Origin of the sequence: Streptomyces sp. MCA2 (assembly GCF_023544705.1) — a bacterium.
Lineage (GTDB): Bacteria > Actinomycetota > Actinomycetes > Streptomycetales > Streptomycetaceae > Streptomyces > Streptomyces decoyicus.
Genome location: NZ_JAMJFM010000010.1, coordinates 103,610 through 130,589 on the forward strand (window position 1 = coordinate 103,610; position 26,980 = coordinate 130,589).

Below are 26,980 nucleotides of genomic sequence, written 5' to 3' on the forward strand. Positions count from 1 at the left end.
GGGCGGCGGCCGTTGCCGTGGCGCGCCGCCGGTCGTCAGCGCACGAAGACCCCTGCCTGGCCGGCCAGGTCGAGGAAGTACTGCGGCGCCAGGCCGAGCACCAGGGTCGCCGCGACGCCGACGGCGATGGCCGTGCTCGTCAGCGGACTGGGCACCGCGACGGTCGGACCGTCCGCCTTGGGCTCGTTGAAGAACATCAGCACGATGACGCGGATGTAGAAGAACGCGGCGATGGCAGAGGAGAGCACACCGACGACCACCAGCCAGCCCGCGCCGCTCTGCGCGGCCGCCTTGAAGACCGCGAACTTCCCGGCGAACCCGGAGGTCAGCGGGATGCCCGCGAAGGCCAGCAGGAAGACCGCGAAGACCGCGGCCACCAGCGGCGAACGCCGGCCGAGCCCGGCCCACTTGGACAGCGCGGTGGCCTCTCCGCCCGCGTCCCGCACCAGGGTGACGACGGCGAAGGCGCCGAGCGTCACGAAGGAGTAGGCGCCGAGGTAGAAGAGCACCGAGGAGATGCCGTCCTTGCTGGTGGCGATGACACCGGCGAGGATGAAACCGGCGTGCGCGATGGAGGAGTAGGCCAGCAGCCGCTTGATGTCGGTCTGGGTGATGGCGACGATCGCCCCGCCCAGCATCGTGATGATCGCGACGCCCCACATCACCGGCTGCCAGTCCCAGCGCAGGCCCGGCAGCACGACATACAGCAGCCGCAGCAGCGCCCCAAAGGCCGCGACCTTGGTGGCGGCCGCCATGAAGCCGGTGACCGGGGTCGGGGCGCCTTGGTAGACGTCCGGGGTCCACATGTGGAACGGGACCGCGCCGACCTTGAACAGCAGCCCCATCAGCACCAGCGCCGCACCGATCAGCAGCAGCGCGTCATTGCCCATCGTGCCCGCCAGTGCCGGATCGATCTGCTTGGCGCCGTCCGAGATCACCTCGGCGATCCCGGCGTACGTCACGGTGCCCGCGTAGCCGTACAGCAGGGCCACGCCGAACAGCAGGAACGCCGACGAGAAGGCGCCGAGGAGGAAGTACTTCACCGCGGCCTCCTGCGACAGCAGCCGCTGGCGGCGGGCCAGCGCACACAGGATGTACAGCGGGAGGGAGAACACCTCCAGCGCGATGAAGAGCGTCAGCAGATCGTTGGCCGCCGGGAAGACCAGCATGCCGCCGACCGCGAAGAGCACGATCGGGAACACCTCGGTGGTGGTGAACCCGGCCTTGACGGCGGCCTGTTCGGCGGCGCCGCCGGGCACGGCCGCGGCCTGCGCGGCGAAGGAGTCCACATGCTTGCCATGCGCCGCCGGATCGAGCCGGCGCTCGGCGAAGGTGAAGACGGCGACCACGGACACCAGCAGGATCGTGCCCTGGAGGAACAGCGCCGGGCCGTCGACGGCGATGGCCCCCATGGCGGCGATATGCGCCTTGGACGAGCCGAAGCCGCCGGCCGCCAGACCGATCACCGCGGCGAACGCGGCGGCCAGCGCCACCAGGGTCAGCAGCAGCTGGGAGTAATAGCGGTTGCGGCGCGGCACGAACGCCTCGACGAGGACGCCGAGCACCGCCGCGCCGAGGACGATCAGCGTCGGCGCCAGCTGGGCGTACTCGATGTGCGGTGCCGGGATCTTGCCCGGCGCACCGGCCGCCACTGTCCACAGGCTGTGGACACTTGCCACGGAACTCACTTCGCGGCCTCCACGTCTTGATCATGCACGGCGTGGCCGGGCCGGCTGCCACCGGGCACGGCGTCCACCTGCACAGTGGGCTGGGGGTCCTTCTTGTCCACGACGGACAGGGTGTGGCCGACCGCCGGGTTGACGAGGTCGGTGAGCGGCTTGGGATACACCCCGAGGAAGAGCAGCAGCGCGATCAGCGGCGCGACCACCACCAGTTCCCGCACCCGCAGGTCCGGCATGCTCTTCACCTCGGCCTTCACCGGCCCGGTCATCGTCCGCTGGTAGAGCACGAGGACGTACAGCGCGGCGAGGACGATGCCGAGGGTGGCGATGATGCCGATCACCGGATAGCGGCTGAACGTGCCGACCAGGACCAGGAATTCGCTGACGAACGGCGCCAGACCGGGCAGCGACAGGGTGGCGAGGCCGCCGATGAGGAACGTACCGGCCAGGACCGGGGCGACCTTCTGGACACCGCCGTAGTCCGCGATCAGACGCGAGCCGCGGCGGCTGATCAGGAAGCCGGCCACCAGCATCAGCGCGGCGGTCGAGATGCCGTGGTTGACCATGTAGAGCGTCGCGCCGCTCTGGCCCTGGGACGTCATCGCGAAAATGCCCAGGATGATGAAGCCGAAGTGGGAGATCGAGGCGTAGGCGATCAGACGCTTGATGTCCCGCTGGGCGACCGCCAGCAGTGCGCCGTACAGCACGCTGATCAGCGCGAGGACGAGGATGACCGGGGTGGCCCAGCTGCTGGCCTCGGGGAAGAGCTGGAGGCAGAACCGCAGCATCGCGAACGTGCCGACCTTGTCGACCACGGCCGTGATCAGCACCGCGACCGGCGACGTCGACTCGCCCATGGCGCCGGGCAGCCAGGTGTGCAACGGCCACAGCGGGGCCTTCACCGCGAAGGCGAAGAAGAAGCCGAGGAAGAGCAGCCGTTCGGTGCCGGTGCCGATCTCCAGCTTGCCGGCCGCCCGCGCCTCGACGATCTGCTGCAACGAGAACGTGCCCGTGCCGAGCTGATCGGCGGTGACGGCGTAGAGCCCGATCACCGCGGCCAGCATGATCAGCCCGCCGGCGAGGTTGTAGAGCAGGAACTTCACCGCCGCGGACGACCGCCGGCTCGCGGACTGCTCCTCGCCGTCCCCGTCCGCCCGGTCCCCGAAGCCGCCGATGAGGAAGTACATCGGGATCAGCATGGCTTCGAAGAAGATGTAGAAGAGGAAGACGTCGGTGGCCTCGAAGGAGAGCACCACCATCGCCTCGACGGCCAGGATCAGCGCGAAGAAGCCCTGGGTGGGCCGCCAGCGCCGGTTGGGCGTGGCCTCCTCCAGGGGGTCGGCGTCATGCCAGCCGGCCAGGATGACGAACGGGATCAGCAGGGTGGTCAGCGCGATCAGGGCGACCGCGATGCCGTCCACGCCGAGTTCGTAGCGGACGCCGAAGTCGCTGATCCAGGCGTGCGATTCGGTGAGCTGGAAGGGGCCCTTGGCGCCGGGGTCGAAGCGGAACCCGACCACCAGCGCCAGCGCGAAGGTGACCAGCGAGAACAGCAGCGCGAGCCATTTGGCCGCGGTGCGCTTGGCGGCGGGCAGCGCGGCGGTGGCGATCGCACCGATCGCCGGCACCGCGGCTACCGCCGTCAGCAGGGGAAACGACATGGCTCAGACACCCCTCATCAGCAGGGTCGCGGCGACGAGAACGGCGGCCCCGCCCAGCATCTGGACCGCGTACGAACGGACGAATCCGGTCTGCAACCGGCGCAGCAGGCCGGAGAGTCCGCCCATCGAGGCCGCCGTGCCGTTGACCGCGCCGTCCACCAGGGAGCGGTCGAGCTGGACGAGGGTGCCGGTGAGCTCCTCGCCGCCGCGTACGAAGACCACGTGGTTGAAGTCGTCCTGGAGCAGATCGCGGCGGGCGGCCCGGGTCAGCAGCGAGCCGCGCGGGGCGAGCGCCGGAACGGGCTTGCGGCCGTACATCAGCCAGGCGATGCCGACGCCGATGAGCAGCACCACGATCGTCGAGGCGGTGACGGTGGTCGCGCTGACCGGGGAGTGGCCGTGCGCGAACGAGGTGACCGGCTCCAGCCACTTCACAAAGGCCTCGTTGACGCTGAACAGCCCGCCCGCGAAGACCGATCCGACGGCCAGCACGATCATCGGGATCGTCATGACCTTCGGCGACTCGTGCGGATGCACCTCGTCGGGATTCCAGCGCTTCTCGCCGAAGAACGTCATCAGCATCACCCGCGTCATGTAGAACGCGGTGATCGCGGCGCCCAGCAGGGCCGCGCCGCCGAGGATCCAGCCCTCGGTGCCGCCCTTGGCGAACGCCGCCTCGATGATCTTGTCCTTGGAGAAGAAGCCGGACAGGCCGGGGAAGCCGATGATCGCCAGATAGCCGAGGCCGAAGGTGACGAAGGTGACCGGCATGTACTTCCGCAGGCCGCCGTAACGGCGCATGTCCACCTCGTCGTTCATGCCGTGCATCACGGAGCCGGCGCCGAGGAAGAGACCCGCCTTGAAGAAGCCGTGGGTGACCAGATGCATGATCGCGAAGGCGTAGCCGATCGGACCGAGGCCGGCCGCCAGGATCATGTAGCCGATCTGCGACATCGTCGAGCCGGCCAGCGCCTTCTTGATGTCGTCCTTGGCGCAACCGACGATCGCACCGAAGAGGAGGGTGACCGCACCGACCACGACGACCGCGAGCTGGGCGGTCGGCGCGGCGTTGAAGATCGCCCCGGAGCGGGTGATCAGATACACCCCGGCGGTGACCATCGTGGCGGCGTGGATCAGGGCCGAGACCGGGGTCGGGCCCTCCATCGCGTCACCGAGCCAGGACTGGAGTGGCACCTGCGCCGACTTGCCGCAGGCGGCCAGCAGCAGCATCAGCCCGATGGCGGTCAGCTTGCCCTCGGAGGTGTCGCCGGTGGCGGCGAGCACCGGGCCGAAGGCGAAGGTCCCGAACGTCGTGAACATCAGCATGATCGCGATGGACAGGCCCATGTCGCCGACACGGTTGACCAGGAACGCCTTCTTGGCGGCGGTGGCCGCGCTCGGCTTGTGCTGCCAGAAGCCGATGAGGAGGTACGAGGCGAGGCCGACGCCCTCCCAGCCGACGTACAGCAGAAGGTAGTTGTCGGCGAGGACGAGCAGCAGCATCGCCGCGAGGAAGAGGTTGAGGTAGCCGAAGAAGCGGCGGCGCCGCTCGTCGTGCTCCATATAGCCGATCGAATAGATGTGGATCAGCGAGCCGACACCGGTGATCAGCAGAACGAACGTCATGGACAGCTGGTCGAGCTGGAAGGCGACGTCGGCCTGGAAGCCGCCGACCGGGATCCAGCTGAACAGATGCTGATGCAGGGCACGGTCCTCGGCGCCCCTGCCGAGCATGTCGGCGAAGAGCGCCACCCCGATGGCGAACGACGCCACCGAGAACAGCGTGCCGATCAAGTGGCCGGTGCGGTCGAGTCGGTTGCCGCCGCACAGCAGCAGGGCCGCACCGACCAGCGGTGCCGCGACAAGCAGCGCGATCAAGTTCTCCACTTTGTGCGACCCCTTACAGCTTCATCAGGCTGGCGTCGTCGACCGAGGCCGTATGACGGGTGCGGAAGATCGACACGATGATCGCCAGGCCGACGACGACCTCGGCCGCGGCGACGACCATCGTGAAGAAGGCGATGATCTGGCCGTCCAGATTCCCGTGCATCCGCGAGAAGGTGACGAAGGCGAGATTGCAGGCGTTGAGCATCAGCTCGATGCACATGAACACCACGATGGCGTTCCGCCTGATCAGCACCCCGGCCGCGCCGATGGTGAACAACAGGGCGGCGAGATAGAGGTAGTAGACCGGGTTCATTTCTTGGTCCCCTCCTTGTGCTCCTTCGGCGCCACGCCACCGGACGACGAGGGCCGGGGCTCCTCGGAACCCCGGCCCAGCCAGTCCTCGGAACGCTCCTCCAGCGCCTTCAGCTCGGCGAGCGACTCGCCGGAGACATCGCGGACCTGGCCGCGCTCCCTCAGCGTCGGGCTGACGCTCAGCTCGGACGTGGTGCCGTCGGGCAGCAGGCCCGGGATGTCGACGGCGTTGTGCCGGGCGTAGACACCCGGGGCGGGCAGCGGCGGTACCTGCTTGCCCTCGCGGATGCGCGCCTCGGACTGCTCGCGCTGGGACTTGGCCCGCTCCGTACGCTCCCGGTGGGTGAGCACCATCGCGCCGACGGCCGCCGTGATCAGCAGCGCGCCGGTGACTTCGAAGGCGAAGACGTACTTGGTGAAGATGAGTGCGGCCAGGCCCTGCACATTGCCGCCGGCGTTGGCCTCGCCCAGGCCGTTGAACTCCTTGAGCGAGGCGTTGCCGATCCCGGCGATCAGCAGGATGCCGAAGCCGAGGCCCAGTCCGGCGGCGAGCCAGCGCTGGCCCTTGAGGGTCTCCTTGAGGGAGTCCGCGGCGGTGACACCCACCAGCATGACGACGAACAGGAACAGCATCATGATCGCGCCCGTATAGACGACGATCTGCACGACGCCGAGGAAGTACGCGCCGTTGGCGAGGTAGAAGACCGCCAGGACGATCATGGTCCCGGCGAGCGAGAGGGCGCTGTGCACGGCGCGCTTCATCAGGATCGTGCCCAGCGCGCCGCTGACCGCGACGATGCCCAGGATCCAGAACTGCACGGCCTCACCCGTGGAGGTCATGGAGGCCGCGGCGGCGAGGCCGGTCATGCGGTCGCCTCCTTCTCCTGGGCGTTCCCGTCGGTCTTCTCGCCCTTGGAGGCCGCGACCTGACGTTCGGTCCCCGGGGCGGCCTCGGTCACCAGGCCCTGGTAGTAGTCCTTCTCCGTCATGCCGGGGTAGATCGCATGCGGAGAGTCGACCATCGTCTCCTCCAGGCCCGCGAGCAGCTCCTCCTTGGTGTAGATGAGCGATTCGCGGGACCGGTCGGCGAGTTCGTACTCGTTGGTCATCGTCAGCGCGCGGGTCGGACAGGCCTCCACGCACAGGCCGCACAGGATGCAGCGCAGGTAATTGATCTGGTAGACGCGGCCGTAGCGCTCACCCGGGGAGTAGCGCTCCTCGGGGGTGTTGTCCGCGCCCTCGACATAGATCGCGTCCGCCGGGCAGGCCCATGCGCACAGCTCGCAGCCGATGCACTTCTCCAGCCCGTCCGGATGCCGGTTGAGCTGATGCCGGCCGTGGAAACGCGGCGCCGTCGGCTTCTTCTCCTCCGGGTACTGCTCGGTCAGCCGCTTCTTGAACATGGCCTTGAAGGTCACGCCGAAGCCGGCCACGGGGTTCTGGAACTCAGGCACCGTCGCCCCCCTTTCCGTCGTTTCCGATTCCGTCACTGACAGTGTCCGGCCCGCCACTGACAATCAGCTCGCGGTCACGGCGCGGCCTGCGCCGCGGCACGGGCGGCAGGTTCTGTCCGGGCAGCGGTGGCACGGGGAAACCGCCGGCCATCGGGTCGAAGGCCCCGTCACCGTCCGTCTCCTCCTCCGTCTCGGCACGCCGGAAGAAGTCCACGAGGAGGGAGATCAGCAGCAGCGCGACGGCCCCGCCGGCGACATAGAGCACGATCTGGGAGAAGTTGTAGCCCTCGTTCTTCAGCGCCCGGACGGTGGCGACCAGCATCAGCCAGACCAGCGAGACCGGGATGAGGACCTTCCAACCCAGCTTCATGAACTGGTCGTAGCGCACCCGGGGAAGGGTGCCGCGCAGCCAGATGAAGAAGAACAGCAGCAGCTGCACCTTGATCGTGAACCAGAGCAGCGGCCACCAGCCGTGGTTGGCGCCCTCCCAGAACGTGGAGATCGGCCAGGGGGCCTTCCACCCGCCCAGGAAGAGGGTGATCGCGACCGCCGAGACGGTGACCATGTTGACGTACTCGGCGAGCATGAACATCGCGAACTTGATGGACGAGTACTCGGTGTTGAAGCCGCCGACGAGGTCGCCCTCGGACTCCGGCATGTCGAACGGCGCGCGGTTGGTCTCGCCCACCATCGCGACGATGTAGATGATGAAGGACACCGGCAGCAGCAGGACGTACCACCTGCTCTGCTGCGACTCCACGATGGTCGACGTCGACATCGACCCGGAGTAGAGGAACACCGCCGCGAACGACATGCCCATCGCGATCTCGTAGGAGATCATCTGCGCACACGAGCGCAGCCCGCCGAGCAGCGGATACGTCGAACCGGACGACCAGCCCGCCAGCACGATGCCGTAGATGCCGACCGAGGCCGTGGCCAGGATGTAGAGGATGCCGATCGGCAGGTCGGTCAGCTGCATCGGGGTGCGGACCCCGAAGATGGAGATCTCGTTGCCGGCCGGGCCGAAGGGGATCACCGCGATCGCCATGAAGGCCGGGATGGCCGCCACGACCGGCGCGAGAATGTAGACCACCTTGTCGGCCCGCTTGACGACCAGGTCCTCCTTCAGCATCAGCTTGATGCCGTCGGCGAGGGACTGGAGCATCCCCCAGGGGCCGTGCCGGTTGGGGCCGATGCGCAGCTGCATCCAGGCGACGACCTTGCGTTCCCAGACGATCGAGAACAGCACCGTCAGCATCAGGAACGCGAAGCAGAAGACCGCCTTGATGACGACGAGCCACCACGGGTCGCGGCCGAACATCGACAGGTCTTCCTGCGCCAGCGCGCTGCCGGCGGCGGCGAGTTGATCGAGCTGCTGCATCATGCGTCCACCTCCTTGGCCGGCTCCGGGGTGCCCGGGACGGCGGAGATCTTCACCAGGTCACCGGGTTGCGCTCCGGTGTCGGCGGCGACGCCACCGCCCGTGGAGTTGAGCGGCAGCCACACCACCCGGTCGGGCATCGGCGTGACCTGGAGCGGCAGATGGACCGCGCCGGCCGGTCCGGTGACCGCCAGCAGGTCACCGTCCTTGACCCCGGTCTCCTGCGCGGTGATCTGCGACAGCCGGGCGACGGCGGCGTGCCGGGTGCCGGCCAGCGCCTCGTCGCCCTCCTGGAGCAGCCCCTGGTCCAGGAGGAGCCGGTGTCCGGCGAGGACCGCCTCACCGCTTTCGGGACGGGGCAGCGGGCGCCCGCTCTCCATGGGCTCGCCCGCGTGCGGGCCGTCCCAGCCACCGAGCCGGTCCAGCTCGCGGCGTACGGAGCGGATGTCCGGCAGCGCGAGGTGGACGTCCATCGCATCGGCGAGCATGTGCAGCACCCGGGAGTCCGACAGCAGATGCCGGCGGGTCATCTGGTCCGGCTTGAGGGCGGCCTCGAACAGCCGCGCCCGGCCCTCCCAGTTGAGGAACGTGCCGGGCTTCTCGACCACGGCCGCCACCGGGAGGACCACGTCCGCCCGGTCGGTGACCTGCGAGGGCCGCAGCTCCAGGCTGACCAGGAAGCCGACCTCGTCCAGGGCGGCCAGCGCGCGGGCCGGGTCCGGCAGGTCCGCGACCTCGACGCCCGCCACGAGGAGCGCGCCGATCTCGCCGGTCGCCGCGGCCTCGATGATCTGGCCGGTGTCCCGGCCGTGCCGGTGCGGCAGCGCGGCCACGCCCCAGGCGGCCGCGACCTCGTCGCGGGCCCGCGGGTCGGTGGCCGGCCGGCCGCCGGGCAGCAGACCGGGCAGCGCGCCCGCCTCGACGGCGCCGCGTTCGCCGGCCCGCCGGGGGATCCACACCAGGCGGGCGCCGGTGGCACGGGCGGCGCGGACGGCGGCGGTCAGTGCGCCGGGCACCGCCGCCAGCCGCTCGCCGACGATGATCACCGCGCCGTCGGCCCGCAGCGCCTCGGCCGCGGCCTGCCCCGCACCGTCCAGGCCGACGCCGCCCGCGAGCGCGTCCAGCCATTCGGTCTCGGTGCCGGGCGCGGACGGCAGCAGCGTGCCACCGGCCTTGATCAGCCCGCGCGAGGCGTGACCGGCCAGCCCGTAGGTGCGCTGTCCGCTCCTGCGGTGCGCCTTGCGCAGCCGCAGGAAGACGCCCGGGGCCTCCTCCTCGGCCTCGATACCGGCCAGCAGCACGGCCGGCGCGTTCTCCAGCGCGGTGTACGTGACGCCCTCGCCGTCCACGTCGCGGCCGCGGCCGGCGACCCGGGACGCCAGGAAGTCGGCCTCCTCGGCGCTGTGCAGCCGCGCCCGGAAGTCGATGTCGTTGGTGTTCAGCGCGATCCGGGCGAACTTGGCGTAGGCGTAGGCGTCCTCAACGGTCAGCCGGCCGCCGGTCAGCACGCCCGTGCGCCCCTTGGCCGCGGCCAGTCCGCGGGCCGCCGTCTCCAGGGCCATCGGCCAGCTCGCCGGCTCCAGTTCGCCGGACTCCGGGTTGCGCACGAGCGGGTGCTCCAGCCGGTCACGCTGCTGCGCGTACCGGAAGGCGAACCGCCCCTTGTCGCAGATCCACTCCTCGTTGACCTCGGGGTCGTTCGCCGCCAGCCGCCGCATGACCTTGCCGCGCCGGTGGTCCGTACGGGTCGCACAGCCGCCCGCGCAGTGCTCGCACACCGACGGCGAGGAGACCAGGTCGAAGGGGCGGGAGCGGAAACGGTACGCGGCGGAGGTGAGCGCGCCGACCGGGCAGATCTGGATGGTGTTGCCGGAGAAGTACGACTGGAAGGGGTCGCCCTCGCCGGTGCCGACCTGCTGGAGGGCGCCGCGCTCGACGAGCTCGATCATCGGGTCGCCGGCGATCTGGTTGCTGAAGCGGGTGCAGCGCGCACACAGCACGCACCGTTCGCGGTCCAGCAGCACCTGCGTGGAGATCGGCACCGGCTTGGCGAACGTGCGCTTCTTGCCCTCGAAGCGCGACTCCGGGTCGCCGACCTGCATCGCCTGGTTCTGGAGCGGGCACTCACCGCCCTTGTCGCAGACCGGGCAGTCCAGCGGGTGGTTGATCAGCAGCAGCTCCATCACCCCGCGCTGGGCCTTCTCGGCCACCGGCGAGGTCAGCTGCGACTTGACGACCATGCCGTCGGTGCAGGTGATGGTGCACGAGGCCATCGGCTTGCGCTGGCCCTCGACCTCGACGATGCACTGCCGGCAGGCGCCCGCCGGGTCCAGCAGCGGGTGGTCGCAGAAGCGCGGGATCTCGATGCCGAGGAGCTCGGCGGCACGGATGACCAGCGTCCCCTTGGGGACGGAGATCTCGATGCCGTCGATCGTCAGGGTGACGAGGTCCTCCGGCGGGATCGCCGCCTCGCCGCCCCCCGAGGGAGCATTGGTCGTGACGGTCATGTGTTCACCCCCTGGTGAGCGTCGTTGTCGCCCCACAGGGTCGACTTGGCCGGGTCGAAGGGGCAGCCCTTGCCGGTGATGTGCTGCTCGTACTCCTCGCGGAAGTACTTCAGCGAGGAGAAGATCGGCGAGGCGGCGCCGTCGCCGAGGGCGCAGAAGGACTTGCCGTTGATGTTGTCGGCGATGTCGTCGATCTTGTCGAGGTCGTCCATCACGCCCTTGCCGGCCTCGATGTCGCGCAGCAACTGCACCAGCCAGTAGGTCCCTTCACGGCAGGGCGTGCACTTGCCGCAGGACTCGTGCGCATAGAACTCGGTCCAGCGGGTGACCGCGCGGACGACACAGGTGGTCTCGTCGAAGCACTGGAGCGCCTTGGTGCCGAGCATCGAGCCGGCCGCGCCGACGCCCTCGTAGTCGAGGGGCACGTCGAGGTGCTCGTCGGTGAACATCGGCGTCGAGGAGCCGCCCGGCGTCCAGAACTTCAGCCGGTGGCCTCGGCGCATACCGCCGCTCATGTCCAGCAGCTGGCGCAGCGTGACGCCCAACGGGGCTTCGTACTGGCCCGGGTTGGTGACATGGCCGCTGAGCGAGTAGAGCGTGAAGCCCGGGGACTTCTCGCTGCCCATCGACCGGAACCAGTCCTTGCCCCGGTTCATGATCGCGGGAACCGAGGCGATGGACTCGACGTTGTTGACGACGGTGGGGCAGGCGTACAGGCCCGCCACCGCCGGGAAGGGGGGACGCAGCCGGGGCTGGCCGCGACGGCCCTCCAGGGAGTCGAGCAGCGCGGTTTCCTCACCGCAGATGTACGCACCGGCGCCCGCATGCACGATCACATCGAGGTCGAGGCCCGAGCCCAGGATGTTCTTCCCGAGGTAGCCCGCCGCATAGGCCTCGCGCACGGCCTCGTGCAGCCGGCGCAGGACGGGTACGACCTCGCCGCGCAGATAGATGAAGGCGTGGTGCGAGCGGATCGCATGGCAGGCGATCACGATCCCCTCGATGAGGGAGTGCGGGTTGGCGAAGAGGAGCGGGATGTCCTTGCAGGTCCCGGGCTCCGACTCGTCGGCGTTGACGACCAGGTAGTGCGGTTTGCCGTCGCCCTGCGGGATGAACTGCCACTTCATCCCGGTCGGGAAGCCGGCGCCGCCGCGGCCGCGCAGCCCGGAGTCCTTGACGTAGGCGATGACGTCGTCCGGGGGCATCGCGAGCGCCTTGCGCAGGCCTTCGTAGCCCTCGTGCCGGCGGTAGGTCTCCAGCGTCCAGGGTTCGGGCTGGTCCCAGAAGGCGGACAGCACGGGCGTCAGAAGCTTCTCGGGGTTGATCTCCCCGCCGGCCTCCGGCCGGGAGGCGCCCCCGTGTTCGGCTGCCACTGTCATCACTCCCCCTCCTCTGCTGTGGGGCCGGCCGGGTGCTGGTCGTCCGAGGCCGAGGTCTGCTGCGGTGCGTCGTGGGAGCTGGGGTGCCCGGCGGGCGGCTCGTCGGCGGGGTGGCCGGACGGGGGTTCGCCGCCGGTTCCGTCGGAGGGGCCGTCGGTGGTGGCGCGCGGCGCGATGACGTGGTCGGCGCCGCGGCCGGGGACGGCTTCGCCCTTGGCGAGCCGCAGCCCGATCAGCGAGGCGGCGCCCGCTCCGCCGGTGGCCTCGACGGCGCCCGGCCGCTCGTCCGGGAATCCGGCGAGCATCCGGGCCGTGTCCTTGAAGGTGCACAGCGGTGCGCCGCGGGTGGGCTCGACGCTCCGGCCGGCCCGCAGGTCGTCGACCAGCTGCCGGGCGGACCGCGGCGTCTGGTTGTCGAAGAACTCCCAGTTGACCATCACGACCGGGGCGAAGTCGCAGGCCGCGTTGCACTCGATGTGTTCGAGGGTGACGGCGCCGTCCTCGGTGGTCTCGCCGTTGCCGACGCCGAGGTACTCCTTGAGGTCCTCGAAGATGGCGTCGCCGCCCATCACCGCGCACAGCGTGTTGGTGCAGACCCCGACCTGGTAGTCACCGCTCGCCTTGCGGCGGTACATGGAGTAGAAGGTCGAGACCGCGGTGACCTCGGCGGTGGTCAGGTCGAGCAGCTCGGCGCAGAAGCGGATGCCGGTGCGGGTGACGTGCCCTTCCTCGGCCTGGACGAGGTGCAGCAGCGGCAGCAGCGCCGAGCGCGCGCCGGGGTAGCGGGCGATCACCTCCTTGGCGTCCGCTTCCAGCCGGGCCCGTACGTCCACCGGATAGTCGGGGGCGGGGAGCGCGGGCATCCCCAGCTGCACGTCATGGTTTGCCGGAGTGGCGTTCACCGGTCGACGCCTCCCATCACGGGGTCGATGGACGCGACGGCGACGATGACGTCGGCGACCTGGCCGCCTTCGCACATCGCCGCCATGGCCTGGAGGTTGGTGAAGGACGGGTCGCGGAAGTGCACCCGGTAGGGACGGGTGCCGCCGTCGCTGACCACGTGCACGCCCAGCTCGCCCTTGGGCGACTCGACGGCGGCGTAGGTCTGCCCCGGCGGGACCCGGAAGCCCTCGGTCACCAGCTTGAAGTGGTGGATCAGGGCCTCCATCGAGGTGCCCATGATCTTCTTGATGTGGTCGAGGGAGTTGCCCAGGCCGTCCGGGCCCAGGGCCAGCTGCGCGGGCCAGGCGATCTTCTTGTCCGCGACCATCACCGGGCCGGGCTCCAGCCGGTCCAGGCACTGCTCGACGATCCGCAGCGACTGGCGCATCTCCTCCAGCCGGATCAGGAACCGGCCGTAGGAGTCGCAGGTGTCGGCGGTCGGCACCTCGAAGTCGTAGGTCTCGTAACCGCAGTACGGCTGGGTCTTGCGCAGGTCGTGCGGCAGTCCGGCGGAGCGCACGATGGGCCCGGTGGCGCCGGTGGCCATGCAGCCGGCCAGGTCGAGATAGCCGATGCCTTCCATGCGGCCCTTGAACACCGGGTTGCCGGTGGCGAGCTTGTCGTACTCGCCGATGTTCTTGCGCATCTTCTTCACGAACTCACGCACCTGGTCGACCGCGCCCGGGGGCAGGTCCTGCGCGAGGCCGCCGGGCCGGATGTAGGCGTGGTTCATCCGCAGGCCGGTGATCAGCTCGTAGAGGTCGAGGATGAGTTCCCGGTCGCGGAAGCCGTAGATCATGATCGTGGTGGCGCCCAGCTCCATCCCGCCGGTGGCGATCGCCACGAGGTGGGAGGACATCCGGTTGAGCTCCATCAGCAGCACGCGGATGACGGAGGCCCGGTCGGGGATCTGGTCGGTGATCCCGAGCAGCTTCTCCACGGCCAGGCAGTAGGCCGTCTCGTTGAAGAAGGGGGTGAGGTAATCCATCCTCGTGACGAAGGTGGTGCCCTGCGTCCAGGTCCGGTATTCGAGGTTCTTCTCGATGCCGGTGTGCAGATAGCCGATGCCGCAGCGGGCCTCGGTGACGGTCTCGCCGTCGATCTCCAGGATCAGCCGGAGCACGCCGTGGGTGGAGGGGTGCTGCGGCCCCATGTTGACGATGATCCGCTCGTCGTCGGACTTCACGGCGGCGGCCGCGATCTCGTCCCAGTCGCCACCGGAGACGTTGTAGACGGTGCCCTCGGTGGTCTCCCGGGCCAGGGACTCCGTGGTGTCGAAGTCGCTCGAGGTGCGGTGGCCGTTCGGGGAGTGGGAGTGCGGTGCAGTAGTCATCAGCTGTACGACCTCCGCTGGTCGGGAGCCGGAATCTGGGCGCCCTTGTACTCGACGGGGATGCCGCCGAGCGGGTAGTCCTTGCGCTGCGGGAAGCCCTGCCAGTCGTCGGGCATCATGATCCGGGTCAGCGCCGGGTGGCCGTCGAAAACGATTCCGAAGAAGTCGTAGGTCTCGCGCTCGTGCCAGTCGTTGGTCGGATAGACCTCCACCAGCGAGGGCACGTGCGGGTCGGCGTCCGGGGCGGAGACCTCCAGCCGGATCAGCCGGTTGTGGGTGATCGAGCGCAGGTGGTAGACGGCGTGCAGCTCGCGGCCCTTGTCGCCGGGGAAGTGCACCCCGCTCACGCCCGTACACAGCTCGAAGCGCAGCGCGGGGTCGTCGCGCAGGGTCCTGGCGACCGTCGGCAGATAGCCGCGCTCGATGTGGAAGGTCAGCTCGGCGCGGTCCACGACCGTTTTCTCGATGACGTTCTCGGGGATCAGGCCCTGCTCGTCGAGGGCGCCCTCCAGCTCGTCGGCGATCTCGTCGAACTCCCCGTAGCCTTCTTCACCACGCGCTCCGCCGTACGGCCGCTGGGTCGCGCCGGGCAGCCGGACGGTCCGGACGAGGCCGCCGTAGCCGCTGGTGTCGCCGCCGTTGTCGGCGCCGAACATCCCGCGGCGGGTGCCGATCACCTCGCCGGTGTCGTCGCGCTGCGCGGGAACGGCGTCCTCCTGGCCGTTCTGGCCGTTCCGGCCGTCCGGCTCGCCGGGACCCTCAGGGTTCTTCTGCTCACTCACCGCAGCAGCCCCTTCATCTCGATCAGCGGGAGCGCCTTGAGCGCCGCCTCCTCCGCCTCACGGGCGGCCTGCTGCTGATTGACCCCGAGCTTGGTGTTCTGGATCTTCTGATGCAGCTTGAGAATGGCGTCCATGAGCATCTCGGGACGCGGCGGGCAGCCCGGCAAATAAATGTCGACGGGAACGATGTGGTCGACGCCCTGCACAATCGCGTAGTTATTGAACATTCCGCCCGATGAGGCGCAAACCCCCATGGAAATCACCCACTTCGGGTCCGGCATCTGGTCGTAGACCTGCCGCAGAACGGGCGCCATCTTCTGGCTCACCCGGCCGGCCACGATCATCAGATCCGCCTGCCGCGGTGAGCCGCGGAAGACCTCCATACCGAAGCGGGCCAGGTCGTAGCGCCCGGCGCCGGTCGTCATCATCTCGATGGCGCAGCAGGCCAGCCCGAAGGTCGCGGGGAAGACCGATGATTTGCGCACCCAGCCCGCGGCCTGCTCGACAGTGGTCAGCAAAAAGCCGCTCGGCAGCTTCTCTTCAAGTCCCATGTGTGACCCCTAGTCCCATTCCAGGCCGCCACGACGCCAGACATAGGCGTAGGCGACGAAGACGGTGAGCGCGAAGAGGAGCATCTCGACGAGCCCGAACAGCCCCAGGGCGTCGAAGGTGACGGCCCAGGGATAGAGGAAGACGATCTCGATGTCGAAGACGATGAAGAGCATCGCCGTCAGGTAGTACTTGATCGGGAAGCGACCGCCACCGGACGGATGTGGCGTCGGCTCGATTCCGCACTCGTACGCCTCGAGCTTGGCCCGGTTGTAGCGCCTGGGCCCGACGAGGGTGGCCATCACGACGGAGAAGATCGCAAAGCCTGCCCCGAGGGCTCCCAGTACGAGGATGGGCGCGTAAGCGTTCACCGTCCTCGCTCCCTTCAGTCGACGATGACTGGATGGCGGTCCGCTCGGGCCTTCCGGCTGCCCCATGGAGATCGTGCATATGTGAGGCAGTTCACAAGCCCGAACCGCCAGCATCTTATGCCCGCTGGTCTGTGATCTGCGACACGGGAGTGGACAACGCCTTTGTGATCTCCACCACCCGGCGAAGGATCATGAAGTCGGATGAGCGGTGATCTTCATACGTGAAGCGCGCGAGTGATCACGAGAGGTGACATTCACCTGGGTTACCGCTGGTCAGGGCGGGCTTGCCACTATCAAGTGGGGGCAGCTACGGGCAAATTGGTGCTGGACGCAACCAACTGCTATACGCGGAGGGCCCGCAGGCGTGATCCGCTCGTGACCTGACCGTGATCGTCGGCGCGTGCTCCGATTCACGAGCGAGCGGGCGGCGCGAGATCACAGGAACATAACGGACACTCAAGAGTGACCTATCCCACGCTATTTCCAGCACTAAGTCCTTGACGCACGGGAAGCCTTGGCGTGGCGGATGGGGAAGTGATAGGCGCCCACCGCCCCCGCGTCGAGCAGCAAATGCCATGCGTAGGAACATGATCGCGAAATTCGGACATCCCGCCGCGGGCTTGGTGGGCGGCCAAAAGTCCGTTTTATTCGCCGCGTACACGTCAAGTGTGGCGCACTGCACCTTTCTTGGCAGCAACCTGTGGCGCCTGATAGCCGTTGTTGCCATGTCCCCGAACGCACTCATACCCAGCCACCGGAAGCCCCGCCGTCCTTCCGCGTCCTCCCGGGCGTTGCGCGCGGGCGTGACCGGTGGCTTCCTCACCCTCGCGGTGACCGGTGCCACCGTCCCGGCCAACGCCGCGGAGAAGCCCGTCGCCGAAACCCAGGAGATGCCGACGATCACGACGGCGCTGGCCACCAGCGCCGCCAAGAGCGCCGACACTGCCGAGCAGGTCGCGTTCAACTACGAGCGCCAGGCCCTCCAGGACAGCGCCTTCTCCAAGGCCTCCAAGGCCGCCGAGAAGCACAAGGCCGAGGCCGTCAAGAAGGCCAAGGCCGAGGCCAAGAAGAAGGCCGAGGAAGCCCGCAAGGCCAAGGAGGCCGCGCAGGCCCGTGCCTCGCGCTCCTCCGAGCGTTCGACCCTGTCCGCGCCCTCGACGTCCACCGCCACCGGCAGCACCGCCACGCTCGTCTCCTTCCTCAAGGCGCAGCTGGGCAAGGCGTACGTGCTCGGCGCCACCGGCTCCTCCGCGTACGACTGCTCCGGCCTGACCCAGGCCGCCTTCAAGCAGGTCGGCATCGACCTGCCGCGGGTGTCGCAGGACCAGTCCACCGCCGGCACCCAGGTCGGCCTGGACAACCTCCAGGTCGGCGACATCCTGTACTGGGGCAGCGCGGGCAGCGCCTACCACGTCGGTGTCTACGTCGGTGACGGCAACTTCATCGGCGCCCAGAACTCCAGCACCGGCATCGTCGAGCGCCCGCTCAACTACGACATGCCGACCGGCGCGGTGCGCGTCCTCTAGGACCGCCGCACCCTTCGTGCCTCAGAAGGACCGTCTCTTTCGCCGCTCGGGAGGGACGGTCCTTCGGCATGCGGTCCCGCGGGCCGCCCACACGTCGTGAGGCGGCCGAATCGCGCCGTGCAGCGCCGGATTCAAGCCAGGTACCGGGCCGGGGGCCGCCCGTAGAGCTACCCCGCCACGGCGCGCGCCGTTGCACCTCTCGCCATATGCCGTACATATGCCACTTCGGCGCCGTGCGGCCTCCGCAGAGAGAGGGTCACCGCGCTCCGATGAACACCCACCGCACCGCCCGCCGCCTCGTCACCCGGGCCGCGACGGCCGCCGCACTGGCCACCGCGCTCGGCCTGGGCGCCGTCCCGGCCGCGACCGCCACCGGCCCGTCCGCCGCGGCGCCCTCCGTCCGCCCCGCGGGCACCGACCCCGACGGCAGCTGGCACCGGGACGGGCTGCGCCTGAAGGCCGCCGACAACAAGAAGGTGGACGCCTTCGTCCTCCGCGCCCGGCGGGCCGAGCGTGCCATCAGCCCCGGGGTACGCGCGGCCGCCAGGATCAGCCATGCCGACCTGATCGGGTTCGACCAGCGGCTGAAGTCGCCGGACTCGCTCAAGCGCAAGGTCGCCACCTCGATGCAGGAGTCACCGGGTCGGTCGGTGGACACCTCGCTCGGCGCGATCAACGACGCGGTCCGCTTCACCCTCCAGTGGCCCGCCGACCGCTACAGCCAGGGCGTCCACACCGCGGCCGGGCTGCTGTCCGCGTGGGGCAACGACTCCACCCGCTGGGCCAACACCTGGAACCGGACCGCCGGCTACAAGGCGATCAACTCCGCCTGGCGCGCGCCCCGCTCCCACCAGCTCTTCGAGGTCCAGTTCCACACCCCCGAGAGCAAGGCGGCCCAGCTGGAGACCCACAAGCTGTACGAGGAGCAGCGGCTGCCCGGCACTCCCCGGGAGCGGGTGCGGGAACTTCAGGACCAGCAGAACGCGATCTTCGCGGCGGTCCCGGTCCCGCCGGGCGCCGAGCGGCTGACCGCCCCGGCCCGCGGGGTGCCGGCGCCGGACCCGGCACGCCGGCTCCCCGTCCCGGCTCACGCCCCGGCCGCCTGACGGGACCCTCGCCCACGGCAAGCGGCCCGCCGGATGCACCGACGGGCCGCAGAGGCCTCTTCCCGGGCCGTCACGGGCAATACGGCCGCAACACGCCCCCAACGGGCCGCCAACGGGCGTAACACGCTCAACGGGCCCACCAGGCCGCTCCAGGCCCCGCCAGGCCGCTTCAAGGGCATCAGGACCGAAGCCCTCAGGGGGCGGGCACTCCTGCGCCCGCCCCGTCCCTGCGTCACGCCTTCGGCGCGACCTTGCTCAGGCCGTTGATGATGCGGTCCATCGCGTCGCCGCCCGTGGGGTCGGTGAGGTTGGCGAGCATCTTGAGGGTGAAGCGCATCAGCAGCGGGTGGGTCAGGCCGCGCTGGGTGGCGATCTTCATGACCTTGGGGTTGCCGATGAGCTTCACGAAGGCGCGGCCGAGGGAGTAGTAGCCGCCGTAGGTGTCCTTGAGGATCTTGGGGTAGCGCTGTAGGGCGAGTTCGCGCTGCGCGTACGTGGCGCGGGCGTGTGCCTGCACGATGACCTCGGCGGCGATCGCGCCGGACTCCATGGCGTAGGCGATGCCCTCGCCGTTGAACGGGTTGACCAGCCCGCCCGCGTCACCGACCAGCAGCAGACCCTTGGTGTAGTGCGGCTGGCGGTTGAAGGCCATGGGGAGCGCGGCGCCGCGGATCGGGCCGGTCATGTTCTCCGGGGTGTAGCCCCAGTCGGCGGGCATCGAGGCGCACCACGCCTTGAGGATCTCCCGCCAGTCCAGCTCCTTGAAGGCGGAACTGGAGTTGAGGATGCCGAGGCCGACGTTGCTCGTGCCGTCGCCCATGCCGAAGATCCAGCCGTAGCCGGGCAGCAGCCGGTCCTGGGCGCCGCGGCGGTCCCACAGCTCCAGCCAGGACTCCAGGTAGTCGTCGTCGTGGCGGGGCGAGGTGAAGTACGTCCGGACGGCCACGCCCATGGGGCGGTCCTCGCGGCGGTGCAGGCCCATGGCCAGCGAGAGCCGGGTGGAGTTGCCGTCGGCGGCGACGACCAGCGGGGCGTGGAAGGTGACCGGGGTCTTCTCCTCGCCGAGCTTGGCGTGCACGCCGGTGATGTGGCCGGTCAGCTCGTGGACGATCGGCGCACCCACATTGCAGCGCTCGTAGAGCCGCGCGCCGGCCTTCTGCGCCTGCCGGGCGAGCTGCTCGTCGAAGTCGTCGCGCTTACGGACCAGTCCGTAGTCGGGGTAGGAGGCCAGCTCCGGCCAGTCGAGCTGGAGACGTGAGCCGCCGCCGATGATCCGCAGGCCCTTGTTGCGCAGCCAGCCCGCTTCCTCGGAGATGTCGATCCCCATCGCGACCAGCTGCTTGGTGGCGCGGGGGGTCAGCCCGTCGCCGCAGACCTTCTCGCGCGGGAAGGCGGTCTTCTCCAGAAGGAGGACGTCCAGACCGGACTTGGCGAGGTGATAGGCGGTCGCCGAGCCGGCTGGCCCGGCACCGACGACGATCACGTCCGCGCTGTGCTCCGAGCGGGCTGTGGTCACGGAATCGGTCACGGACGCGGACTCGGTCACGGCGCTGTCTCCCGGAAGTCGATCTGGATATCTGGGTGCCGACCGGCACTGGGCACGTGCAGTCTATGGGGGCCGTGGTGATCAGAACCTGAAGGGTTGTGCCGTGAAGTCTGTGAACACCCCGCCCGCGAACCGGCCGCTCCCCGCCGTCGAGCTGCGCGTGCCCACCGAGGAGGACGCGATGAACTGGCACCGGGTCTTCGACGACCCGGAGGTGATGGAGTTCCACGGTGGCCTGCCCGCCGAACTCTCCGTCTACGAGGAGCTCACCGCGCGCCAGCGCAGACACCACGCGGAGCGGGGATTCTGCCTGTTCACGCTGCTGGATCCGGCGGACGGCGCGGTCATCGGCTTCACCGGTGCCCAGCCGTGGCCGTGGGACTGGGGCCCGGCGGGCGAGGTCGAGATCGGCTGGCGGCTCGGCCGCGCGTACTGGGGCAAGGGCTATGCCACGGCCGCGGCGCGGGCGGCGCTGGATGCCGTGCGCACGGCCGGGGTCCGCCATGTGGTCGCCATGGTGGACGCGCGCAACGAGCGGTCGATCGCGGTGACCCGGCGGCTGGGGATGCGGCAGGCGGAGACGGTGATCACGCCGCGGGGAAAGCGGACGGCGTACTGCCATCGGCTGGATGTCTGAGCCGATGACCGTGTGAGCCGTACGCGGGACGGAGGGGCCGGCGCGCGCCGGCCCCTCTTGCCGTCCGTCAGCCCTCGGCCGGCTTGGTCGCCCGGTGCAGCGCCACGATGCCGCCGGTCAGATTGCGCCAGGCCACCCCGGCCCAGCCCACGCCCTGCATGCGGGCGGCGAGTTCGGGCTGGTTCGGCCACGTACGGATGGACTCGGCGAGATAGACATAGGCGTCCGGATTGCTGCTGACCGCACGGGCGACCGGCGGCAGCGCGCGCATCAGATACTCGGTGTAGACGGTCCGGAACGGCGCCCAGGTCGGCTCGCTGAACTCGCAGATCACGACCCGGCCGCCGGGCTTGGTGACCCGGTGGAGCTCCGCCAGCGCGGCGTCGGTGTCCTGGATGTTGCGCAGCCCGAAGGAGATGGTGACGGCGTCGAACACCCCGTCCGCGAACGGCAGCCGGGTGCCGTCACCGGCGGTGAACGGCAGCCACGGATGGCGCTTCTTGCCCTCCCGCAGCATGCCGACGGAGAAGTCGCACGGCACGACGTAGGCACCGGTCCGGGCGAACGGCAGCGAGGAGGTGCCGGTGCCGGCCGCGAGGTCGAGCACCCGCTCGGCGGGCCGGGCGGCCACCGCGCGGTCCACCTCCTTGCGCCAGAGCCGCGCCTGCCCCAGGGACAGCACGTCGTTGGTGAGGTCGTACCGCGCCGCCACGTCGTCGAACATCGCGGCGACTTCGTGCGGCTGCTTGTCCAGGGATGCTCGGGTCACCCGGCCATTGTCCACCGTGCCGGGCCCGGCGCCCGCACCGGGCACGGCCTGATCGCCGGGCGGCGGTCTCAGCGGCGGCGGAAGACGAGGCGGCCGTGGAGCGCGGTGACCAGGCAGCCGCCGTCCTCGGCGAAGACGGCGAAGTCGGCACAGCCGCCGGACACCAGGGCGCGCGGGACACGCTCCGCCAGCTCCCGCAGGCCGGAGCGCTCCACGGCCGTGCGGACCGCGGGGCGGTGGAAGGGCCCGGTCAGTGCCGTGGTCCCGGTGGCCATCAGGCGTTGCAGTCCGCGCCGGGCGCTCGCGCCCCAGCGGGCGTCGGTCATGCCGAGGGCGGTGAGCGCCTCGCCGGTGACCGGCTCGCTGCCGAGGGTGTCCGCCTCGCGCGGGTCGGGGTGGTAGGCCGCCTCCAGCAGGGCGGCGCCGTCCGGTTCGTAGCGGCCGGGCGTCAGCACACCGTCCCACTCCCGGACGCGGGCCTGTGCGCCGTACTCCGCGAACAGCTCGTCGAACGGCCCGACGGCGGCCAGCCGGTCGCCCCTGACGACGACCGCGTACCCGGCCTCGTCCGCCTGGCCGTGATCCGGACCGTCCACGACCGGGCGGACCGCGCGCACCCGGTGAATCGTCAGCACGGCAGGCTCAGTTGGCCTCGACGAGCTTCAGCTCCGGATGCGCCGTGCCGCCCTCGATCGCCGTCGACGAGAGATGCGAGACGACCTTGTCGTCGACGGGGTCGTTGGCCGGGTCGTCGTGCACGAGCAGGTGCTCGTAGGTGGTCGCGCGCTGCGCCGGGACCCGGTCCGCCTTGCGGATCAGGTCGATGATCTCCATGCGGTTGGAGCGGTGCTTGGCACCGGCCGAGGAGACCACGTTCTCCTCCAGCATGATCGAGCCGAGGTCGTCCGCGCCGTAGTGCAGCGACAGCTGGCCGATCTCCTTGCCGGTGGTCAGCCAGGAGCCCTGGATGTGCGCGATGTTGTCGAAGAAGATCCGGGCGAGGGCGATGATGCGCAGGTACTCGAAGAGGGTGGCCTGCGTCTGGCCCTTCAGGTGGTTGTTCTCCGGCTGGTAGGTGTACGGGATGAAGGCGCGGAAGCCGCCCGTACGGTCCTGGACGTCGCGGATCATCCGCAGATGCTCGATCCGCTCGGCGTTGGTCTCGCCGGTGCCCATCAGCATCGTGGAGGTCGACTCCACGCCCAGACCGTGTGCCACCTCCATGATCTCCAGCCAGCGCTCGCCGGACTCCTTCAGCGGGGCGATCGCCTTACGGGGGCGGGCCGGGAGGAGTTCGGCACCGGCACCCGCGAAGGAGTCGAGCCCGGCGGCGTGGATGCGCGAGATCGCCTCCTCGACGGACACCTTGGAGATCCGGGCCATGTGCTCGACCTCGGACGCGCCGAGGGAGTGGATGACCAGCTGCGGGAAGGCCTTCTTGATGGCGGAGAAGTGCTCTTCGTAGTACTCGACGCCGAAGTCCGGGTGGTGGCCGCCCTGGAACATGATCTGGGTGCCGCCCAGTTCGACGGTCTCCGCGCAGCGGCGCAGGATGTCGTCGAGGTCGCGGGTCCAGCCCTTGGCGGTGTCCTTGGGCGCGGCGTAGAAGGCGCAGAACCTGCACGCCGTCACGCAGACGTTGGTGTAGTTGATGTTGCGCTCGATGATGTACGTCGCGATGTGCTCGGTACCCGCGTAGCGACGGCGGCGCACGGCGTCGGCGGCCTGGCCCAGCGCGTGCAGCGGAGCGGAGCGGTACAGGTCGAGCGCTTCCTCCGGCGTGATGCGGCCGCCCTGCGCGGCGCGGTCGAGTACGGACTGGAGGTCGGCGTTCTCGGTCACCGGGGCGTCCCTTTCGCAGGCGGGCATCACGAACTGAACCAGCGTACGTCAGGGGTCCGACAGCCTCGCCGCCGGTCAGCCGGCGCTTCCACCGGACGCCCGGCCGACGGCGGGACCCGCTTTGCCCGGCGCCTTGGCCCGGTGCCTCGCCCCGGCGCCTCGCCCCCGCATCTTCAGCGCTTCGTCAACGTCGCCTTCGGCGTGCCGCCCACGTCGTCCTGCGAGGCGAAGCCGAGCGTGCCGCCCTTGCCGAGCGTGTACGTCACACGGGACTTGTTGCCCGTGCAGCCGGGCCCCTGCTTGCCGTCCGACCGCTCCATGAGCACCAGCCGCTGCCCCGTGGCCGATTCCAGCTTCGCCTTGGCCCGGCACTTCACCAGCACCGCGTCGTAGGTGGTGTGGATGACGTAGTCGCCCTTGCCGCCCGGCTTGATGACGCTGGTGATCGTGCCGTTGGGGATGCCGTGCGCCGTCGTGACACTGCCCGTCCAGGTGCCGAGGAAGGGCTTGGCCACCGTGGCCCGGCCGCTGCCCGCGTCCCCCGGTTCGGTGGGCCGTGCGGTCGGCGCGCCGTCGGCCGGCGGCTTGGCTCCCGTCTGCGCCCCGCTGTCCGTGTCACCGCCCATGCCCGGCAGCAGGCGGAAGACGAACCCGGCGGTCGTCGCGACGGCGAGCGCACCGGCCACCGACAGCACCAGAGTGCAGCTCATCCGCCGCGGCCTGCCCTCGCCGCCGACCGCACCGGACAGCGCGATCCGCCGCTCCTTGGCGGCGGCGGGCGGTGCCCCGGTGGGGAGGTCGGCGAAGCCGGGGCCGGCCGACGGACGGTCCGTGCCAGTGGCCGCGGGGTGGTGGCCGGCGCCGGCCGTCGCGGGGTGACCGTGGTCGACCGTCCCGGGGTGACCGCTACCAGCCGTCCCGGGGTGACCGCTGCCGGCCGTCGCAGGGTGGCCGTAGCCGCTTGCCGCGGACGACGGCGCCCCGCCGGCCACCGGCCAGGACGCCGGCTGTGGCGGAGGACCGGGTGGCCGGCCGGGGATGCCAGGGCCGCCGGGGAAGCCCGCCGGGCCGCCCGGCGCCTGACCGGGCGGCCCGCCCGGAAGCGCGCTCTCGAACGGCACCAGCCCGGACGCCGCCCCGTACGAGGGATCCGGCGGCCCGAACGCCCCACCGGGCGACACGCCCGCCCCTCCGGGCGACACGCCCGCCGGACCGGCGCCCGTCCCGGCCGGAGCTCCGGCCTCCGCCCCCTCCCCCGCATCAAGATTCAGCAGCTCCACCGCCTGCCGGCTGACCCGCTCGACCAGCGGACCGGGCAGCCACCCGGCCCGCACCAGCCCCGCCGCGCCACCGCTCCCCTCCCCCGCGAGACGGACGGCCAGCGCCTCCGGGGCGGGACGGTCCGCGGGGTTCTTGGCCAGGCAGCCGGCCACCAGCTCCCGCAGATCGCCGACGAGCGGGGAGCCCAACTCGGGCTCCTCGTGCACAACCTTGTAGAGCAGCGCGGCGGATGAATCACCCGAGAACGGACTGACCCCGGTCGCCGCGAAAGCCAGCACCGCGCCGAGCGAGAAGACATCGGCGGCACCTGCGGCGCCCTTGCCCAGGATCTGCTCGGGCGCCATATAGCCGGGCGACCCCACCGAGACCCCTGTGGAGGTCAGCGATGCGGTGCCCTGGGTGGCCCGCGCGATCCCGAAGTCGATCAGCAGCGGCCCGTCGAGGGTCAGCAGCACATTGGACGGCTTGACGTCCCGGTGCACCAGCCCGAGCGCATGCACCGCGGTCAGCGCCTCGGCCAGCCCGGCGCCCAGCGCCCGTACGGAGTGCTCGGCCAGTGGCCCGAGGCCGGCAACGGCCTGCGCCAGCGAGGGGCCCGCGGCATAGCCGGTGGCGACCCACGGGACGGCCGCGTCCGGGTCGGCGTCCAGCACCGGCGCGGTCCAGGCGCCGCCCACCCGCCGCGCCGACTCGATCTCGCGCCGGAACCGCGCCCGGAACTGGTCGTCCACGGCGAAATGCGCATGGACGACCTTCACGGCGACGGTACGGCCGCCCGCGCTGCGTCCGAGATAGACCCGGCCCATCCCGCCCGCGCCGAGCCGGCCCAGCAGCCGGTACCCGCCCAGGACCCGTGGATCCTCCGCTGCCAACGGCTCCATGGCGCCTCCCCCTCGATACGGCGCACCCAGCTTATGACGCGGCCCCTGCCGGGCCCCCGGAACTCCGTACCCGGGACGGCCCCGCGGCACGGACACGGGGACGACGGCCCCTGCCCCGACACCCGGGACGACGGCCCCGGCCCCCGTACGACGCCTCCCCGGCCCCGGCCCGGCACGCGCGCGCCACCAGGCCTCGCGCCGCGCCCCACCGGTCGGCCGTCCGGCATGCGGCGGGCTACCCGGCCGGCTGCCCCAGCAGCGACACCTTCACATCGGCCGGGAATCCGGTCGTCGGCCCGACCCGCCGGGCGAACTCCGTGACACCGCCCAGCTGCGCGGGCCCGAAGCGGAAGTCGAGCGTGGTGAAGTAGCGCTCCAGGACGGGCTCGTCGAAGGTCTCCCAACGGGCCGCCTGCTCGGCGACCTTGGCGACCTCCTCCAGCGACAGATCACGCGAGGCGAGAAACGCCTCGTGCACCTTCTGCACCACGAGGGGCTCGCGCTCCAGGTACTCGCGCCGGGTCGCCCAGACGGCGAAGACGAACGGCAGGCCCGTCCAGTCCTTCCACATCTGGCCGAGGTCGTGCACCTCCAGGCCCAGCCGCGGCCCGTCGTGCAGATTGGCGCGCAGCGCGGCGTCGCCGATCAGCACAGCCGCGTCCGCCTCCTGCATCATCACGCCGAGGTCCGGGGGGCACGTGTAGTAGTCGGGCTGCACGCCGATCTTCTCGGCCAGCAGCAGCTGGGCCAGCCGTACGGACGTACGCGACGTCGAGCCGAGGGCGACCCGGGCGCCGTCGAGCTGGTCCAGCGGCTTCTGCGACACGATCACGCAGGACATCACCGGGCCGTCGCAGCCGACGGCGAGGTCGGGGAAGGCGACGAGGTCGTCGGCGGCGCGCAGGAATTCCACGAGGGTGATCGGCGCGATGTCGAGCTCCCCGCGGACCAGCTGCTCGCTGAGCTTCTCCGGCGTGTCCTTGGTGAGGTCCAGATCGAGCAGGGTGCCCGTACGGGCGAGGCCCCAGTAAAGGGGCATGCAGTTCAGGAACTGGATGTGGCCCACTCGCGGCCGGCTGCGACGGCGGCCGGCGTCGGCTCCCGCGGGTGCGTCTCCGAAGGTTGAATTGTCCACATGCGGAGGCTAGACCT

The 26,980-nt window shown here is 70.4% G+C and carries 22 protein-coding genes and 1 pseudogene; 3 read left to right on the forward strand and 20 right to left on the reverse strand.

Going from position 1 to position 26,980, the window contains the following annotated elements:
• Positions 1–35: 35 nt before the first annotated feature.
• From nuoN to M8I34_RS10910, 14 genes are read right to left on the reverse strand one after another with little or no spacing between them, the layout of a single operon-like run.
• Positions 36–1,688, reverse strand: a complete 1,653-nt coding sequence (gene nuoN, locus M8I34_RS10845) for an NADH-quinone oxidoreductase subunit NuoN (protein ID WP_250049214.1) — start codon at positions 1,686–1,688, stop codon at positions 36–38.
• Complete coding sequence (locus M8I34_RS10850) at positions 1,685–3,343, reverse strand: NADH-quinone oxidoreductase subunit M (RefSeq protein WP_250049215.1); 1,659 nt, start codon at positions 3,341–3,343, stop codon at positions 1,685–1,687. The genes nuoN and M8I34_RS10850 overlap by 4 nt, the downstream gene beginning before the upstream one ends.
• A 3-nt stretch (positions 3,344–3,346) precedes the next feature.
• Complete coding sequence (gene nuoL, locus M8I34_RS10855) at positions 3,347–5,230, reverse strand: NADH-quinone oxidoreductase subunit L (protein WP_250049216.1); 1,884 nt, start codon at positions 5,228–5,230, stop codon at positions 3,347–3,349.
• A 13-nt stretch (positions 5,231–5,243) separates the two neighbouring features.
• Positions 5,244–5,543: an NADH-quinone oxidoreductase subunit NuoK gene (gene nuoK / locus M8I34_RS10860; protein WP_018090964.1), complete on the reverse strand. Its 300-nt coding sequence runs from the start codon at positions 5,541–5,543 to the stop codon at positions 5,244–5,246.
• Positions 5,540–6,409: an NADH-quinone oxidoreductase subunit J gene (locus M8I34_RS10865; protein ID WP_250049217.1), complete on the reverse strand. Its 870-nt coding sequence runs from the start codon at positions 6,407–6,409 to the stop codon at positions 5,540–5,542. Before M8I34_RS10865 ends, nuoK begins: the two co-directional genes overlap by 4 nt.
• Positions 6,406–6,996, reverse strand: a complete 591-nt coding sequence (nuoI, locus tag M8I34_RS10870) for an NADH-quinone oxidoreductase subunit NuoI (protein WP_250049218.1) — start codon at positions 6,994–6,996, stop codon at positions 6,406–6,408. Before nuoI ends, M8I34_RS10865 begins: the two co-directional genes overlap by 4 nt.
• Positions 6,989–8,377 (reverse strand): NADH-quinone oxidoreductase subunit NuoH, encoded by a 1,389-nt coding sequence (gene nuoH, locus M8I34_RS10875; RefSeq protein ID WP_374210887.1) that lies wholly within the window; start codon positions 8,375–8,377, stop codon positions 6,989–6,991. Before nuoH ends, nuoI begins: the two co-directional genes overlap by 8 nt.
• On the reverse strand, positions 8,377–10,884 hold the full coding sequence (locus tag M8I34_RS10880; RefSeq protein ID WP_250049220.1) for an NADH-quinone oxidoreductase subunit G: 2,508 nt from the start codon (positions 10,882–10,884) through the stop codon (positions 8,377–8,379). The genes nuoH and M8I34_RS10880 overlap by 1 nt, the downstream gene beginning before the upstream one ends.
• Positions 10,881–12,263, reverse strand: coding sequence for an NADH-quinone oxidoreductase subunit NuoF (gene nuoF / locus M8I34_RS10885; protein ID WP_250049221.1), 1,383 nt, complete (start codon positions 12,261–12,263; stop codon positions 10,881–10,883). Before nuoF ends, M8I34_RS10880 begins: the two co-directional genes overlap by 4 nt.
• On the reverse strand, positions 12,263–13,126 hold the full coding sequence (gene nuoE / locus M8I34_RS10890; protein ID WP_250049285.1) for an NADH-quinone oxidoreductase subunit NuoE: 864 nt from the start codon (positions 13,124–13,126) through the stop codon (positions 12,263–12,265). The genes nuoF and nuoE overlap by 1 nt, the downstream gene beginning before the upstream one ends.
• A 35-nt stretch (positions 13,127–13,161) precedes the next feature.
• Positions 13,162–14,538 carry an NADH-quinone oxidoreductase subunit D gene (locus M8I34_RS10895; protein ID WP_244414059.1) on the reverse strand — a complete coding sequence of 459 codons (1,377 nt, stop codon included), beginning with the start codon at positions 14,536–14,538 and terminating at the stop codon, positions 13,162–13,164.
• Positions 14,538–15,320, reverse strand: coding sequence for an NADH-quinone oxidoreductase subunit C (locus M8I34_RS10900; RefSeq protein WP_250049222.1), 783 nt, complete (start codon positions 15,318–15,320; stop codon positions 14,538–14,540). Before M8I34_RS10900 ends, M8I34_RS10895 begins: the two co-directional genes overlap by 1 nt.
• Positions 15,317–15,871: an NADH-quinone oxidoreductase subunit B family protein gene (locus M8I34_RS10905; protein ID WP_030074638.1), complete on the reverse strand. Its 555-nt coding sequence runs from the start codon at positions 15,869–15,871 to the stop codon at positions 15,317–15,319. The genes M8I34_RS10900 and M8I34_RS10905 overlap by 4 nt, the downstream gene beginning before the upstream one ends.
• A gap of 9 nt (positions 15,872–15,880) precedes the next feature.
• Positions 15,881–16,240 carry an NADH-quinone oxidoreductase subunit A gene (locus M8I34_RS10910; RefSeq protein ID WP_006604811.1) on the reverse strand — a complete coding sequence of 120 codons (360 nt, stop codon included), beginning with the start codon at positions 16,238–16,240 and terminating at the stop codon, positions 15,881–15,883.
• A 725-nt stretch (positions 16,241–16,965) separates the two neighbouring features.
• On the opposite strand from M8I34_RS10910, the gene M8I34_RS10915 reads away from it, so the two are divergent.
• Positions 16,966–17,766, forward strand: coding sequence for a C40 family peptidase (locus M8I34_RS10915; RefSeq protein WP_250049223.1), 801 nt, complete (start codon positions 16,966–16,968; stop codon positions 17,764–17,766).
• A gap of 269 nt (positions 17,767–18,035) precedes the next feature.
• On the forward strand, positions 18,036–18,872 hold the full coding sequence (locus M8I34_RS10920) for an ATP nucleotide 3'-pyrophosphokinase (RefSeq protein WP_250049224.1): 837 nt from the start codon (positions 18,036–18,038) through the stop codon (positions 18,870–18,872).
• A 232-nt stretch (positions 18,873–19,104) separates the two neighbouring features.
• On the opposite strand, the pseudogene M8I34_RS10925 reads toward M8I34_RS10920, so the two are convergent.
• Positions 19,105–20,481: pseudogene (locus tag M8I34_RS10925) on the reverse strand (geranylgeranyl reductase family protein); the annotation flags it as partial.
• Positions 20,482–20,521: 40 nt separating this feature from the next.
• On the opposite strand from M8I34_RS10925, the gene M8I34_RS10930 reads away from it, so the two are divergent.
• On the forward strand, positions 20,522–21,055 hold the full coding sequence (locus M8I34_RS10930) for a GNAT family N-acetyltransferase (RefSeq protein WP_308372162.1): 534 nt from the start codon (positions 20,522–20,524) through the stop codon (positions 21,053–21,055).
• A 67-nt stretch (positions 21,056–21,122) separates the two neighbouring features.
• Here M8I34_RS10930 and M8I34_RS10935 read toward each other — a convergent pair whose 3' ends face one another.
• The 5 genes from M8I34_RS10935 to M8I34_RS10955 all read right to left on the reverse strand — a co-directional run bounded on the left by M8I34_RS10935 (position 21,123) and on the right by M8I34_RS10955 (position 26,963).
• Entirely contained in the window at positions 21,123–21,824 is a 702-nt protein-coding gene (locus tag M8I34_RS10935; protein WP_250049225.1) for a demethylmenaquinone methyltransferase, read from the reverse strand.
• A gap of 68 nt (positions 21,825–21,892) precedes the next feature.
• A complete protein-coding gene (locus tag M8I34_RS10940) occupies positions 21,893–22,459 on the reverse strand; it encodes a hypothetical protein (RefSeq protein ID WP_250049226.1) in 567 nt (188 codons plus the stop codon).
• A gap of 7 nt (positions 22,460–22,466) precedes the next feature.
• Complete coding sequence (mqnC, locus tag M8I34_RS10945) at positions 22,467–23,666, reverse strand: cyclic dehypoxanthinyl futalosine synthase (RefSeq protein ID WP_250049227.1); 1,200 nt, start codon at positions 23,664–23,666, stop codon at positions 22,467–22,469.
• Between the two features lie 173 nt (positions 23,667–23,839).
• A complete protein-coding gene (locus tag M8I34_RS10950; RefSeq protein ID WP_250049228.1) occupies positions 23,840–25,828 on the reverse strand; it encodes a serine/threonine-protein kinase in 1,989 nt (662 codons plus the stop codon).
• 235 nt (positions 25,829–26,063) lie between these two features.
• A complete protein-coding gene (locus M8I34_RS10955; protein WP_308372165.1) occupies positions 26,064–26,963 on the reverse strand; it encodes a menaquinone biosynthesis protein in 900 nt (299 codons plus the stop codon).
• Positions 26,964–26,980 lie beyond the last annotated feature (17 nt).

Bases quoted from the DNA above. Each gene is read 5' to 3' on its own strand.
- M8I34_RS10915 (WP_250049223.1), top strand. From the start codon at position 16,966: ATGTCCCCGAACGCACTCATACCCAGCCACCGGAAGCCCCGCCGTCCT.
- nuoH (WP_374210887.1), bottom strand. From the start codon at position 8,377: ATGCAGCAGCTCGATCAACTCGCCGCCGCCGGCAGCGCGCTGGCGCAG.
- M8I34_RS10920 (WP_250049224.1), top strand. From the start codon at position 18,036: ATGAACACCCACCGCACCGCCCGCCGCCTCGTCACCCGGGCCGCGACG.
- nuoK (WP_018090964.1), bottom strand. From the start codon at position 5,543: ATGAACCCGGTCTACTACCTCTATCTCGCCGCCCTGTTGTTCACCATC.
- M8I34_RS10950 (WP_250049228.1), bottom strand. From the start codon at position 25,828: ATGGAGCCGTTGGCAGCGGAGGATCCACGGGTCCTGGGCGGGTACCGG.
- M8I34_RS10895 (WP_244414059.1), bottom strand. From the start codon at position 14,538: ATGACTACTGCACCGCACTCCCACTCCCCGAACGGCCACCGCACCTCG.
- nuoF (WP_250049221.1), bottom strand. From the start codon at position 12,263: ATGACAGTGGCAGCCGAACACGGGGGCGCCTCCCGGCCGGAGGCCGGC.
- nuoE (WP_250049285.1), bottom strand. From the start codon at position 13,126: ATGCCCGCGCTCCCCGCCCCCGACTATCCGGTGGACGTACGGGCCCGG.
- M8I34_RS10850 (WP_250049215.1), bottom strand. From the start codon at position 3,343: ATGTCGTTTCCCCTGCTGACGGCGGTAGCCGCGGTGCCGGCGATCGGT.
- M8I34_RS10880 (WP_250049220.1), bottom strand. From the start codon at position 10,884: ATGACCGTCACGACCAATGCTCCCTCGGGGGGCGGCGAGGCGGCGATC.
- M8I34_RS10865 (WP_250049217.1), bottom strand. From the start codon at position 6,409: ATGACCGGCCTCGCCGCCGCGGCCTCCATGACCTCCACGGGTGAGGCC.
- M8I34_RS10905 (WP_030074638.1), bottom strand. From the start codon at position 15,871: ATGGGACTTGAAGAGAAGCTGCCGAGCGGCTTTTTGCTGACCACTGTC.